We start from the raw sequence: 14,002 nt of genomic DNA on the forward strand, positions 1-14,002 counted from the left end.
GGGCGGAGTTGCGCAGGAACTGACGCCGGTCGGCGGAGGGTGGGGAGCCGGGGGCCGCCGGGGTGGGGGCGGGGAGCGTGGGTTCGGGATGCCGCTTGAGCATCTCCAGCAGGGTTTGCACTTTTTTCATTGTTTTTGGATTTAGGAGAAAATACTCTCTGAATGAGGTAAGCGAAATATACTTAAAAAGCTTACTTGCCGGTAGTTGCCGGCGAATTTTTTCTGGGGGCCGCCCGGAAACAGTCGGCCCGCCCCGGCCGTTTCCGATGAAGGAGAAGGAACGGCAAACGACGCTTTCCTGTTGCCGTAGAGGGGGATTGGCCTCCGCCTTGCCGCCGATACAAGATGACCGATCGACTAAAAGACGCCCTGCGCCGGGCCGCATCGTTTTGTGCGTACCAGGAACGTACGCAGCAGGAAGTCCGGGATAAACTGGACGAATGGGATATTTACGGCGACGAAGCCGAGGAAATCATCGTTGCCCTGATTGAGCAGAATTACCTGAACGAGGAGCGGTTTGCGAAGACGTTTGCGGGCAGCAAATTCCGGGTGAAACGCTGGGGGAAGCACAAGATCCGTCAGCACCTCAAACAGCGCGGCATTACCGGCTATAATCTCGAACAGGCCATGAAGGAGATCGAGCCGGATGATTACCGCCGGACGCTCATCGACCTGCTCGAAAAAAAGAAACGCACGCTGCACGAAGAAAACCCGCTGATTCTCAAACAGAAGCTGGTCCGGTTTGCGCTTGCAAAAGGCTATGAGAGCGATCTGGTATGGTCGGTTCTGGGCGGAGACTCGGAATAGATCGGGGCCCGGCCTTTTTATTGTACCCGGTTCTGTCATAGTTTAAGGGGCAAATTGAAGAAGGCTGATGATGCAATGTCGGATCTGCGGGAATGCAGAAGGGAATACTCCGTACCGGGCGAAGGAAATGATGCTGGGACTCCGGCATGAGTTCTGTTACTTCCAGTGCCGCGCCTGCCGGTGCCTGCAGATCGAAACCATCCCGCCGAATCTGGCGGATTACTACCCCGAAAATTATAATGGCTATACACCGCCCCGGACGTCCGTATTCGGCGGGCCGGCGGGCGGGTTTCGCCGGCTGCGGTATGCGGCCGCCCTGAGGCCCGGCGGCCCCCTGAACGGGCTGATCAATGCGGTTGCCCCGGCCGGGCAATACAGCCTGCTCGGGCGGTTTGGGCTGACGCCCGATTCGCGCGTGCTGGATGTCGGCTGCGGCAACGGCAGTTACCTGTATCCGCTTTATGAACTGGGTTTCCGAAAGGCTGCGGGCATCGATCCGTTCATTCGGCAGACGCTGGTGTATCCCAACGGCTATACGGTACGGAAACAGTATTTTGAAGACGAGCGGCAGCCCTGGGATCTGATTCTTTACAACCACTCTTTCGAACACGTCCCGAACCCGCAGGAACACCTTCGGAAAGTGCGGCAGGTGCTGACCGACGACGGCGCCTGCGTGATCCGGATCCCGACGGTTTCCTCCTTCGCCTGGGAGCATTACCGCACCGACTGGTTTCAGTTCGATGCGCCCCGCCACCTGTTCCTGCATTCGGTCGAGAGTATGCGGCTGCTGGCCGGGGAAGCCGGTTTGCAACTCATGGAAGTGGTATATGATTCCAACGAAATGCAGTTCATCGGCAGTGAAATGTACCGGAAGGACATTCCGCTGGTCGAAAAGAAAAAGCGGAGGGCCGGTTACGCCAACTATCTGAATTATAAGCTGAACAAGGGCGTTTTTCAACGAAAGGCCCGCACGCTGAATGCCGAAAGCCGGGGAGACCAGGCGGCTTTTATCCTGCGAAAAGGCCAATAAAAAAGTCCCGCGGCCGGGCGGGACTTTTCGTGGGGGAATGGATAGGTTTAAAAATCGGCGTCGAAGGCGATCTTCTGATCTTCTTTCTCCTTCGTCGACGACATGACGCCGGCTTTCTGGTATTCGCCGACCCGCTTTTCGAAGAAGTTGGTTTTCCCCTGGAGCGAGATCATGTCCATGAAATCGAAGGGGTTCGAAGAATTATAGATTTTGTTCAGGCCCAGCGAAACCAGCAGGTGATCGGCCACGAACTCGATGTACTGGTTCATCAGCTCGGCATTCATCCCGATCAGCGACACGGGCAGGGCGTCGGTGACGAATTCCTGCTCGATGCTGACGGCATCCCGGATGAGCGAGTAGACGTCCTCATCCGGCAGTTTGTTCCGGATGTGCTGCGTGTAGAGCAGACAGGCAAAGTCCCGGTGCAGTCCCTCGTCGCGCGAGATCAGCTCGTTCGAGAACGCCAGCCCCGGCATCAGACCGCGCTTTTTCAGCCAGAAAATTGAGCAGAACGAGCCCGAGAAGAAGATGCCCTCTACGGCGGCAAACGCCAGCAGACGCTCCACGAAACTCCCGTTTTCGATCCAGCGCATGGCCCATTCCGCTTTCCGCTTCACGCAGGCGATCGTATCGATGGCCCGCAGCATCCGGTCTTTTTCGGTCGGATTTTTGATGTAGGTATCGATCAGGAGCGAATAGGTTTCCGAGTGGATGTTTTCCATCATGATCTGGAAACCGTAAAAACATTTGGCCTCGGCATACTGAACCTGGGAAAGAAAACCGACCGCCAGGTTTTCGTTCACGATCCCGTCGGAGGCCGCAAAAAAGGCAAGTACGTGGGAGACAAAATGCCGTTCACCGTCGTTCAGATTTTCCCAGTCGCGCTGGTCCTGCGAGAGGTCGATTTCCTCGGCCGTCCAGAACGACGCTTCGTGCTGTTTGTACATCCTCCAGATGTCGTGGTGCTTAATGGGAAACAGAACGAACCGGAGCGGATCTTCCTGCAATAGCGGTTCGATTGCATCGGATTGAGCCATAATGCTATAAGGTATAAAACGTGATTATACGTAGAAATCAACAGGCTGGAACTTGCGCAGCGAGCTAACAAAATTATCAGATTAGCGCAGGAAAACAACCCAAAATCCGGAAGTTGAAACTGGAATTTCGGGGCAGGATTCTTTAACTATGTCGCTATCAAATAGTTGCCGGCAACGGGACAAAGTAACTTCTTGGAAATCTGCTATACGGCCTGAATGGATTGAAAAACAGTCATTTGTGCTCATGGCTACCTCTTGTATTTTTGCGCCATGCAAGCCGTAACGCCCCCGCCGGTCAGTGCCGTCATGATTACCTGGAACTCCGCCCGAATTCTGCCGGAAGTCCTGAAAGCCCTTTGCTGGTGTGACGAGGTGGTGATCGTCGACTCGGGCAGCACCGACCGGACGCTGGACATCGCCCGGGCGCACGGCTGCCGGACGCTCCACCGCGACTTCGACGGCTTCGGTACGCAGAAAGGATTTGCCGTCTGCCAGGCGCGCAACCCCTGGGTGCTGGTGGTTGATGCCGACGAGATCGTGACCGACGAACTCCGCGACGAGATCCGCCGGAGGCTCGCCGATCCGGGCGATTGCCGGGGGTTCGAGGTGCCGATCTCCCTGGTTTTTCTGGGCCGGCTCCTGCGGTATGGAGGAGAATACAAAATGCCCCACCTCCGGCTTTTCGACAAACGCTGCGGGAACTACAACACCGCCCGGGTCCACGAAGACGTTGTGCTGAACGGCCCCGTCGGGCGGCTCTCCCATCATATGCTGCACGACAGTTACGGCAGCCTCCACGAGTATTTCGAGAAATTCAATCGCTATACCACCGCCGGGGCCCGCGACCTGCTCAGCCGGGGAGAACGCGGGTCGATTGCCCAGATCATCTTCCGCCTTCCGATCACCTTCCTGAAGGAATATGTCCTCAAACGCAACTTCCTCAACGGCTATCCCGGCTTCGTCTGGTCGCTTTTTTCGGCCATGTACCCCGTCGTTAAATATGCCAAGCTGAGGGAGTTACGCCGGCAGCAGTCCCGACAGGTCAAAATTTAGGGAACCGGCGAATGCTCTCTGCGTCGATTTATTGGCGGGCTACGCTTCCCGTTCGTAGATCACCCGTCCGTAGCGGTCGATGTTGTCCCGGAGTTTCGGGTTGTTCAGGGTGTCGTAGTGCAGCACGTCGAACCAGAGCAGGGTCGGGCTTTCTTCTTCCAGCATGAAATGAACATGGCTCACCGTGCCGAAGGTAACCTCCCTGCCTACCAGCGCCAGATCGACGTCGGAGCCGCGCTCAAACGTCCCTTTTGCCCGTGAGCCGTACAGAACGACTCGCTCGATGGACGGCTCCGACGCAAAAAGCCGGAGCATATAATCGTCCTGTTCGATCAGACTTAACTCCTTAAATCAGGGGAGAACCTCCTCGATGGTTTTCAAGGCGTTCCCGTAATTTTCGAACCGCTCTTTCCAGCGCAGATCCGCATTCATAGGCAGTAGGGGGTCGATAACGCCCCAAATATCAGGAGTTGACCGGGTAAGTCAAACCGGATGAGCCGGTTGACGGACGCCGGCCTTTTCATCTTTGCCGATCCGGTTGTAGTTTAGGGAAAACAGAAAACCCTATGATCGAAGCAAAGCGTGTTTACGGACAAATCGTATTTCTGATCTTTTTATTAGGGGCCGGCTTCTGCGTATCGACGCCGGTATCCGCCCAGGGAAACCGGCTGAAACCGGGATTCGACAAAGACGAATACGTTGAACTGATCCGGCTGACGGCCCTCAACTACGACTCCATCGACATCGCCCGCCCGACCCGCTCCCGGAGGATCTACCGCTCCCGGGAAATGGCCCTCGACAATCGCTGGGAGTACTGGGTCCGGGACGACAACGTCGGGATCATCAGCATCCGGGGAACCACGCTGAGTTCGGTGAGCTGGCTGGCCAATTTCTATGCCGCCATGGTACCGGCCGCCGGCGAACTGCACCTTACCAGAGACGACGTCTGGAAGTACCGGCTGGCGGACCATCCGAAGGCGGCCGTACACATCGGCTGGCTGATCGCCACGGCCTACCTCTCCCGGGACATCATCCCGAAGATCGACTCCAGCTACCGCCGGGGCATTAAGGAATATCTGATTATCGGTCACAGCCAGGGCGGAGCCATCAGCTTTCTGCTCAACGCCTACCTGCAAAACCAGAAGGGCGGCCTCCTGCCGCAGGACCTCCGCATCAAGACCTATTGCAGCGCCGGCCCCAAACCCGGAAACCTGTATTTCGCCTATGACTACGAAGCCATGACCCAGGGCGGCTGGGCCTGGAATGTCGTCAATTCCGCCGACTGGGTGCCTGAAACGCCGGTGTCGATCCAGACCATCAACGACTTTAACAAAACGAATCCGTTCGTCAATGCCCGGACGGCCATCCGGAAGCAGCCCTTCGCCAAACGGCTGGCGTTACGCTACATCTTCAATAAACTCGACAAACCGACCCGCAAGGCCCAGCGGCAGTACCAGCGGTTTCTGGGACAGGCGGCTTCGCGTATCGTCCAGAAGAACCTGACCGGGTACCAGACCCCCCGGTTTTACGAAAGCAGCCACTACGTCCGGACCGGCAATACCATCGTCTTAAAGGCTGATGAGGACTATTTCAAACAGTATCCGGACAGCGACAAACAGATTTTCATCCACCACGTCTTCCAGCCTTACCTGTTCCTGGTAGACAAACTGAAGCCGTAAGCCGCCGGTTCCGGTCAGAGGACGGTCACCGTACTTTCGACCAGAGGCAGGGTGACGATGAACTGCTCCCGGTCTTCTTCCACTCTGGGTTCCGGCTGTCCGAGCATGCGGTATTTGATCAGAATATTGCTCAGACCCACTCCGTTGGAGACCACCCGCCCGTTCCGGCGCTGCAGGTTGTTCCGCACGACCAGCCGGCCCCGGTCGTCGGTCAGGATTTCGACCGTCAGCGGCTGTTCGGCCAGGACGATGTTGTGCTTGACGGCGTTCTCGACCAGCAGTTGCAGCGTCAGGGGAGGAAGCTGGTGCCGGCTGTACTGTTCCCCGACCCGGATGATCAGGTTCAGCCCACTTCCGTAACGCGTGCGCAGGAGGTGATAATACGACTGGATGAAGGCCAGCTCGGTAGTCAGACTCGTCAGCTGATGAACGTTTGAGCGCAGCAGATACCGGTAGACCGAACTGAGTTCTTCCAGAAACTGCCGCGCGCGGGCGGGGTCCTCTTCGATGAGGGAGTCGAGGACATTGAGGCTGTTGAACAGAAAATGCGGGCTGACCTGTTGTTTCAGGGCGTCGAACCGGCTTTGCAGGTTCGCTTTCTTGAGCCGTTCGGCTTCTACGAGCGCCTGGTGGCGCTGTTCGAAGGCATTGATGCTTTCATAAATAATCGTAATCAGAATCACGATCAGCACAATGGCCAGCAGAGCCCAAGGCAGGTTCTGAAAAGCGACCGGGGACAGGCCGGCGTATCCGATTCCGAGAAAAAGCACCGCCACGTTGAAGCTGCAGAACGGGACCAGGACCGCAAGCATCAGCAGTACCCGCTTCAGACCCACGCGGTAGTTGGGGAAACGCCGGTGAAACCAGAGCGCCACCGCGTTGTTGACCAGCCACTGACCGAAAAAGACGATGAACGACACTATGGTACCCAGCGCGAACGTCCGCCAGTCGGTCAGGTAAGCGGGGCCGAAAAGCAGATAATTGAATCCCAATAAGACCGGAGGCATGATCACCAGCTGCATCCGGTCGTTCTGCTGAGTGTATTTAGGAAGATTCACGCGGGGTTCGAATGGACGGGGTAGATGGGATCGAAAATACGCAAATCGCTTCTTCTTTCAAGCCAGGTAGTCACGCTTTTTCGCAGCAGCCGGACGGCCTGCTCGATTTCGGCGGCATTCAAAGAGGCAAAGCCGAGCCGGGTCGCGTTCGGGGTCGCCGACGGGGAGAAGAAATTGCGGCCGTCATTGAAAAAGAGGCCGTTGCGGTCGGCAATATCGGCCACCGCCGTCAGGTCGACGGCCGGATCGAAGCGGGCCCAGACGGCCATGCCGCCCTCGGGACGCCGGAAGTGCAGATGCCCTCCCAGTTCCTGTTCCAGCAGGTTGCAGAACAGATCCCGGCGGTCGTGGTAAATCCGGTTGACCTTGTTGAGGTGCCGCGTGATGGTGCCGTCCCGGAACAGCCCGGCCATCGCCTTCTCCAGGACCGTATCACCCTGAAAGTCGATCAGACGCCGAAACTGCGTCAGCCGGCCGATAAAGTCGGCCGGAGCGATCACGAATCCGAGCCGGATGGAGGGAGCGATCATCTTGCTGAGCGTACCGACGTACAGGCAGTTGCCTTTCCGGTCGCTGCTGATCAGGGGCAGATAGGGCACGGACGTATACCGGAAGTCGAAATCGTAATCATCTTCGATCACGGCCACGCCATGTTCCTGCGCCAGGGCCAGGAGCCGCATCCGGCGTTCGGGCGGCATGGTGACGGTGGTGGGGTAGTGGTGGTGCGGGGTCAGGTAAAGCAGCCGGACGGGCTGACGCTGAAGGATTTCTTTCAGGGCGTCGACATTGAGGCCGTGTTCGTCGACCGGCACCCGGACCAGCTCCGCCCCGCACTGGTTCGCCATGGAGATGATGAAGTAATAATCCAGCTCGCTGACCGCCACCCGGTCGCCGGGTTTGAGCAACGTCTGGCAGATCATGAAGAAAGCCATCTGCGCCCCGCGCGTGATGAGAACGTTTTCGGGCGCGCATTGAATTCGGCGGGTCTCGGAGAGGAAATCGGCTATGGCCGTCCGCAGTTCCCCGACACCGGCGGGGGAGGAGTATTTGAGGTACTGCCGCGTCAGGTTTCGCCGGGCGATCCGCCGGTATTCCCGCATCAGCTCGTCGATCGGCGCCAGACGGACGTCCGGAAAGCCGTCGTCCAGCACCAGGCCCCGGGCCGGAAAACCGGTCATGAACCCCTCCGGCCACGGTCGTTCTTCCCAGTGGAAATTGGCGGCTTTCGGAAAACGCCCGGGCGGCATCCACCCCCCTTGTGCTGGCCTGGCCGGCGACTGGTCGGCGATGAAGACGCCCTTTCGGGGCACGGAAGCCAGCCAGCCCTGCAGGAGCAGATCGTCGTAAGCCGCGTTCACGGTTTTCCGGTGTACGCTTAGCAGGCCCGCCAGGACCCGGCTCGACGGCATCGGATCACCCGGCTTCAGCCGGCCGTCCCGGATAAAATCCACGATCTGATCGGCGATCTGCCGGAAGATCGGTTTATCGGCTCCGCGGGCAACGGCAATCCATTCTTTCGGGAAACTCATGCTGGACTCCTGATTTTCTTGAAACTGGATGCCTCCGGTCGGGTCATCTTCCCGCAATTTTAGCGCATCCCCAACAAAGGTGGTATTAAAAAGGAGGAATCATGAAAAATCTCGTCGTTCTTGGTCTGGTTCTGTGGTCGGGTCTGGCCCGGGCGCAGCATGCCCATTCGGTGGAGGAAGGCCTGAAATTCCGGGCGGTCCTGCAGCAGTCCCTCAGCGACTCGCTGAAGAATTACGCGCTGGAAAGTTCAACGCTGGAGGTAGCGCCCGGCTTTCGGGATACGCGGCCCCACCGGCACGACGCCGATCTGTTCGGTTACGTCCTTCAGGGCGAGGTGCTGGTGGGTCTGGAGGGGAAGGAAGGAAAGCGATACAAAGCCGGGGAGATGTTCTTCGAACCCCGGATGGTGCTGCACTCGCTGCTCGAAAACCCTCACAAAACCGAACCCGCCCGGATTCTGCTCGTCTTCGTCATCGGCCAGGGCAAACAGCATTTTATCCCGGAAAGCAAATAAAGGCCACCCCGGGCGTCAGCTGATGCGGCTCCAGTTGGTCTCGTCGGCGCGCTGGACTTCGACCTGGTTGCGGATGGGGGTGTGCTGGGGCAGCACCAGGTGCGGATCTTCTTCGAGGATGGTCTGGGCCGATTCGCGGGCGGCCGTCAGGATGGCACCGTCTTTGGCGAGGTCGGCGAGCTGCAGGTCGGCGATCCCGCTCTGCTGCGTGCCGGAGAGGTCGCCGGGGCCACGGAGCTGAAGGTCTACGTCGGCAATCTCGAAGCCGTTGTTGGTGCGGACGAGCGTTTCGATGCGGGTGCGGGTTTCCTTGCTTAGTTTATACCCCGTCATCAGGACGCAGTACGACTGCTCGGCCCCCCGGCCGACCCGGCCCCGCAGCTGGTGCAGCTGCGCCAGCCCGAACCGCTCGGCGCTTTCGATCACCATCACGCTGGCGTTCGGGACGTTGACGCCCACCTCGATGACCGTCGTGGCCACCATGATCTTCGTCTCGCCCTTCACGAACCGGTCCATCTCAAAATCCTTGTCATACCCCGTCATCCGGCCGTGCAGGATACCGATCGGGTATTTGGAGAACGACCGGCTGATGGCTTCGAAACCGTCCATCAGGTCCTTGAAATCCAGTTTCTCCGATTCCTCGATCAGCGGATAGACTACATAAACCTGGCGGCCCTGCTCGATCTGCTGCCGCATGAAGCCGAACACCTCCAGCCGGTGGGTGTCGTAGCGGTGTACCGTCTTGATGGGTTTTCGGCCCGCCGGCAGTTCGTCGATGATGGAGAGATCGAGGTTGCCGTAAAGCGTCATCGCCAGGGTCCGCGGAATGGGCGTGGCCGTCATGACCAGCATATGCGGGTAGATGTCCTGATTTTTGTTCCAGAGCCGGGCGCGCTGCGCAACGCCGAAGCGGTGCTGCTCGTCGATGATGCAGAGGCCTAGGTTCTTGAACTGTACGACGTCTTCCAGCAGCGCATGGGTTCCGACGATGATCTGCATCGAGCCGTTCTGAAGTTCCTCGTGGATGATCCGGCGGCCTTTCGTGCGGGTCGAGCCGGTGAGCCGGCCGATGTGGATGCCCAGCTGGTCGGCAAACGCTTTCAGGCCGTAGTAGTGCTGGTCGGCCAGGATTTCGGTGGGAGCCATGATGCAGGTCTGGGCGCCGTTGTCGATCGCCATCAGCATCGCCAGAAAAGCCACGATGGTTTTACCGCTGCCCACGTCGCCCTGCAGAAGCCGGTTCATCTGTTTGCCGCTGACCAGATCGGTATGGATTTCCCGCAGTACCCGTTTCTGGGCGTTGGTCAGTTCGAACGGCATCAGTTCCTTATAGAACCGGTTCAGCAGTCGCGTATGCCGGAAAACCTGTCCGGGATACGCGGTTTTATGAACCAGTTTGTTCTTGATCAGCCGAAGCTGGTTGTAGAACAGTTCCTCGAATTTCAGCCGCCGTTCGGCCTGTTTCAGCCAGGCCTGGCTGCGGGGCAGGTGAATGTTCTCCACCGCTTCGGCCTTGGAAATGAGCCGGTATTGTTCGATCAGTGAATCCGGGAGCGTTTCGTGGATGTGCGGCAGGGCCATATCCAGCAGCTGGCGCACCAGCTTGCCGATGGCCTTGGCGTCGAACCGCATCCGGCGCAGCTTTTCGGTCAGGTTATAGACCGGCTGAAACGTGCCCCCCTGTTCGTTTTCCGGCGTCAGGGCCTCCAGCTCGGGGTGCGTAATGCTGTAGGTGACCCCGAAGGCGAGGGGTTTGCCGTAGGCGACGTATTCGGCGCCGGCCCGCAGAAATTTTTCGTAGTAGGTAATGCCGTGAAACCAGACGAGGTCCATCGATCCCGAGTGATCGGTGAACGTCGCCACCAGACGTTTTTTGGGGCCTTCGCCCACCACCGCCCAGTCGCGGATGCGGCCTTTGATCTGGGCTGCAGGCAGGGTGTCCGTCAGTTCTTCGATAGTGTGAAACCGGGTGCGGTCCTCGTAGCGGAACGGATAATACTGAAGCAGGTCCCGGTAAGTGAAAATGTTGAGTTCCGTATTGAGCAGCGAAGCCCGTTGGGGCCCGACGCCCTTCAGGTACTCAATTTTAGTATCGAAAAACGTTGCGCGGTCGGTCATGCCCTCAGTCGGTGGAACGATTTCGTTGCAAATTTTCCTAAAAGTATAACGATTTACTGGCTTTTCATGCCTAAATAGGGCGTAATAAAGAATTAATATGTAACTATTCTTTTATATTGCTCGACAATGGCTTACTTTTTGCACGTCCAACGCCGAGAAGGAAAGCGAGGCCTATGGCTCAACGGATTACCGTCATTGCATTTTTAGCGCTTCTGTTCGTCGCAGGCCGGGCGGAGGCATCCCACATTGTCGGCGGAAACGCCCGGCTGACGGCCAGGGGGGCCGCCAATCAGTACAGCCTCGGGCTGCACCTGTTTATCGACGAACTGAACAGTCAGGCCGGCGACCTCAAGCCGACCGTCAAACTGGCGATCTACCGCCGGCGCGACGACCTGAAAATGGGTGAATACGAACTGGCTCTGACCAGCCAGCAGCCCCTGGCGGCTTCCAGTCAGGTCTGCGCCAGCCTCCGGCCGCTCAAACTCCGCGAGGTTCTTTATACCAAAGACATCGAGCTGGACCCCAACCGCTTCGACGATCCGGGCGGCTATTACGTCGTCCACGGCGTCTGCTGCCGCAGCGACCTGATCGACAACATCGTGCAGGCCGACCAGTCGGGCATGGTGTTCCATCTGGAGTTCCCGGCCGTGAAGGGCCTGACCAACTCCTCTCCGGAATTCGTGACCCCGACCGGTGAGTATGCCTGTATGGGCCAGCCGTTTACGTTCAGCTTCAAGGCAGCCGATGCCGACGGCGATCAGCTTAAATATTCCATCGTTACCCCCTACAAAGGATTTACCAGTCAGGGAATTGCCTACGACAACCAGCCGAGCCCGTCCTACCCGACGGTTTCCTGGAAAGCCGGCTTCAGCCCGGTCAATGCCGTGCCGGGCAACCCGGCCCTCCGCATCGACGCCGAAACCGGCCAGATTTCGGTGACCGCCACGCAGGTCGGTTTGTTTGCCTTTGCCGTTCTGTGCGAAGAGTTCCGCAACGGCCGGCGAATCGGTTCCGTCCGCCGGGATTTCCAGCTGGCCGTGGTCGACTGCCCCACCAACGCCCCCCCGACGCCGACGATTGCCCTGGAGCGGGCCCCCGAAACCGCCAAAATCCGCCGGGAAAACAACGGCGTGCTGAGCGGCCTTTCCATCTGCAAAGGGCAGTCAGTAACCCTGAAAACCGAAACGTCGGCGCAGTGGATCGTCCAGTGGCAGCGCGACGGACAGGATTTGCCCGGCGACACGACGGCGAGCCTGGTCGTGAAGGAGGCCGGCAGCTATACGGTCGTCAAACGGTTCCGTTCGACCTGCGGCAAACCCAGCCCTTCCCAGGTCAGCGTGAAAGTGGACATGAGTGAAAGCGATCAGCTGAAACTGACGGCGAGCGGCCCGACGGCCTTCTGCGAAGGAAAGTCCGTATTGCTGAAAGCGCCCGAAAAAGATTATTCCTACGTCTGGTCGAAGGACGACCGCGTGGTCCAGGGTGCTCTGGGAGCCTCCCATCAGGCCTACGAAACCGGCGAATACAAAGTCGAAATCACGAGCGCCGAAACCGGATGCACCGTTACCGACAGCATCCTGGTGAACGTATTTCCGAAACCGGCCACCCCGGCCGTTACGGCCTCAGCCACCATTGCCTGTTCCGGCGATACGATCCGGCTCTCCACGGCAGACCGGCCGCTCTATCGCTACCAGTGGACCATGACCGGCATCGCTCTGGCTCAGCCCACCGGTCCGACCCTGGCTGCGACGCAAGCCGGACATTACGTCGTGACGGTGACGGACACCAACCAGTGTCAGGCCGTTTCCGGAGAAATGCGGCTCCAGTTCAAAGTCGCTCCGGTGGTGACGATGGAGACGCCGGCGCCCGTCTGTGAAAACGGCGCGGCCGTCACCCTCCGCGCCCAGCCTGAAGGCGGTACCTTCGCAGGGCTGGGTAAAGCCGCCGGTGCGGTGAAAGGGTCCGAGTTCATCCCGGGCAAGGTGGGTCCCGGCCAATACGTAATTACCTATTCGCTGAACGAACCGGACAATACCTGTCCCGGCCGGACGCAGCAGACCGTGGTGGTGCTGCCGGCCCCGGTGGTGCATCTGAAAAACGTGACGGCCCGGCGCGGAACCGGCGTCGTCCTGAATGAATACAGCAGCGATACCCTTTCCTATACCTGGACGCCCTCGGTGGGTCTGAGCAGCCCGGTTGCAGCCCGGCCCGTAGCCATGCCCGATACGACGACGACCTATTACCTCACGGCCCTGAGTTCGCAGGGGTGCGAGTTTTCCGGAAAGCTGACCGTTACGGTCATGACGGCCCTGTTCATCCCGGATGCCTTCTCGCCCAACAACGACGGCATGAACGACCAGTGGCAGATCCGGGGCATCGACGACTACCCTGACTGCACGGTCGAGATCTACAACCGCTGGGGGAACTGCATCTTTGTTTCCAGGGGCTACCAGCAACCGTGGGACGGCCGGTACGACGGGAAGGATTTGCCCCAGGACGCCTATCAGTACGTCATAAAAACCGGCGGAGCGATGCCGACGCAGCGAGGAACCGTACTGCTGGCCCGATAACGGACAGCATGGGCAATCAATAGTTGAGCTTTTTTGTTTACGTTTTATTCAACAAAAAGTGCCTATTATTATTGAACGGGCCTGCCTTTCCCCTGAAGTTTGCGATTTTTGACCGGTTTTGTGGATAAAAGCCCGGTTGCATGGAAGATAATTACGTTAAATCAGACATTCGGCCTGTGATTTTACTGGTCGACGACGATGAAGAAGACCGAATGTTGATGCGGATGGCACTGGAGTCGATGCGGATGGGAGCTCCCATTCAGGAACTCGACAGCGGAGAACGGCTGCTGGCTTTCCTGGAGCAGGAAACCGCCCGGCAATCCGAACAGGCCCTTACCGGTCTGAACCGCTGGATCGTCATTCTTGACAAATATATGCCCGGTCTAAGCGGTTTCGACACGTTGCGCCGAATGAAGGAGCATCCCGTCTGGAACCGGATTCCCGTCGTCCTGTTTGTCAATACGCAGAATCAGGATGAAATGGAGCTCTGCGTCGATCTTGGAGCGGCCGTGTGCATCAGTAAGCCCCTGCACTTCGAAGAAATCAAGGAACTCATGCGAACCGTTTACCAGCACTGGCTGGACAATGTGCCGGTTTCCTGATACG

Annotated in this window: 12 protein-coding genes; 7 read left to right on the forward strand and 5 right to left on the reverse strand. The window is 58.5% G+C overall.

Annotated features, from left to right (window positions below; translation table 11 throughout):
- The first annotated feature begins 345 nt into the window (after positions 1 to 345).
- Entirely contained in the window at positions 346 to 807 is a 462-nt protein-coding gene (locus DX909_RS16370) for a regulatory protein RecX (protein ID WP_128546279.1), read from the forward strand.
- A gap of 67 nt (positions 808 to 874) precedes the next feature.
- On the forward strand, positions 875 to 1,837 hold the full coding sequence (locus DX909_RS16375) for a class I SAM-dependent methyltransferase (RefSeq protein WP_128546280.1): 963 nt from the start codon (positions 875 to 877) through the stop codon (positions 1,835 to 1,837).
- A 47-nt stretch (positions 1,838 to 1,884) separates the two neighbouring features.
- Here DX909_RS16375 and DX909_RS16380 read toward each other — a convergent pair whose 3' ends face one another.
- The gene (locus DX909_RS16380; protein WP_128546281.1) at positions 1,885 to 2,874 is read right to left on the reverse strand and encodes a ribonucleotide-diphosphate reductase subunit beta; all 990 of its coding nucleotides are present in this window, start codon (positions 2,872 to 2,874) and stop codon (positions 1,885 to 1,887) included.
- Positions 2,875 to 3,144: 270 nt separating this feature from the next.
- On the opposite strand from DX909_RS16380, the gene DX909_RS16385 reads away from it, so the two are divergent.
- On the forward strand, positions 3,145 to 3,927 hold the full coding sequence (locus tag DX909_RS16385) for a glycosyltransferase family 2 protein (protein ID WP_128546282.1): 783 nt from the start codon (positions 3,145 to 3,147) through the stop codon (positions 3,925 to 3,927).
- 39 nt (positions 3,928 to 3,966) lie between these two features.
- Here the strand turns inward: DX909_RS16385 and DX909_RS16390 are convergent, their stop codons facing one another.
- Positions 3,967 to 4,242: a nucleotidyltransferase domain-containing protein gene (locus tag DX909_RS16390; protein ID WP_128546283.1), complete on the reverse strand. Its 276-nt coding sequence runs from the start codon at positions 4,240 to 4,242 to the stop codon at positions 3,967 to 3,969.
- A gap of 251 nt (positions 4,243 to 4,493) precedes the next feature.
- On the opposite strand from DX909_RS16390, the gene DX909_RS16395 reads away from it, so the two are divergent.
- Positions 4,494 to 5,606, forward strand: coding sequence for a lipase family protein (locus DX909_RS16395; protein WP_128546284.1), 1,113 nt, complete (start codon positions 4,494 to 4,496; stop codon positions 5,604 to 5,606).
- A 14-nt stretch (positions 5,607 to 5,620) separates the two neighbouring features.
- Here the strand turns inward: DX909_RS16395 and DX909_RS16400 are convergent, their stop codons facing one another.
- Together DX909_RS16400 and pdxR are read right to left on the reverse strand one after the other, a co-directional pair.
- On the reverse strand, positions 5,621 to 6,664 hold the full coding sequence (locus DX909_RS16400) for a sensor histidine kinase (protein WP_229311070.1): 1,044 nt from the start codon (positions 6,662 to 6,664) through the stop codon (positions 5,621 to 5,623).
- Complete coding sequence (gene pdxR, locus DX909_RS16405; RefSeq protein ID WP_128546285.1) at positions 6,661 to 8,193, reverse strand: MocR-like pyridoxine biosynthesis transcription factor PdxR; 1,533 nt, start codon at positions 8,191 to 8,193, stop codon at positions 6,661 to 6,663. The genes DX909_RS16400 and pdxR overlap by 4 nt, the downstream gene beginning before the upstream one ends.
- A gap of 101 nt (positions 8,194 to 8,294) precedes the next feature.
- Between pdxR and DX909_RS16410 the strand changes: the two genes are divergently transcribed.
- On the forward strand, positions 8,295 to 8,708 hold the full coding sequence (locus DX909_RS16410) for a cupin domain-containing protein (protein ID WP_128546286.1): 414 nt from the start codon (positions 8,295 to 8,297) through the stop codon (positions 8,706 to 8,708).
- 15 nt (positions 8,709 to 8,723) lie between these two features.
- Here the strand turns inward: DX909_RS16410 and recG are convergent, their stop codons facing one another.
- Complete coding sequence (gene recG, locus DX909_RS16415) at positions 8,724 to 10,826, reverse strand: ATP-dependent DNA helicase RecG (protein WP_128546287.1); 2,103 nt, start codon at positions 10,824 to 10,826, stop codon at positions 8,724 to 8,726.
- A gap of 173 nt (positions 10,827 to 10,999) precedes the next feature.
- Between recG and DX909_RS16420 the strand changes: the two genes are divergently transcribed.
- On the forward strand, positions 11,000 to 13,396 hold the full coding sequence (locus DX909_RS16420) for a T9SS type B sorting domain-containing protein (RefSeq protein ID WP_128546288.1): 2,397 nt from the start codon (positions 11,000 to 11,002) through the stop codon (positions 13,394 to 13,396).
- A gap of 176 nt (positions 13,397 to 13,572) precedes the next feature.
- Positions 13,573 to 13,998: a response regulator gene (locus DX909_RS16425; protein ID WP_164851312.1), complete on the forward strand. Its 426-nt coding sequence runs from the start codon at positions 13,573 to 13,575 to the stop codon at positions 13,996 to 13,998.
- The last annotated feature ends 4 nt before the right edge of the window (positions 13,999 to 14,002 follow it).

Origin of the sequence: Larkinella soli (assembly GCF_003703975.1) — a bacterium.
Classification (GTDB): Bacteria; Bacteroidota; Bacteroidia; order Cytophagales; family Spirosomataceae; genus Larkinella; species Larkinella soli.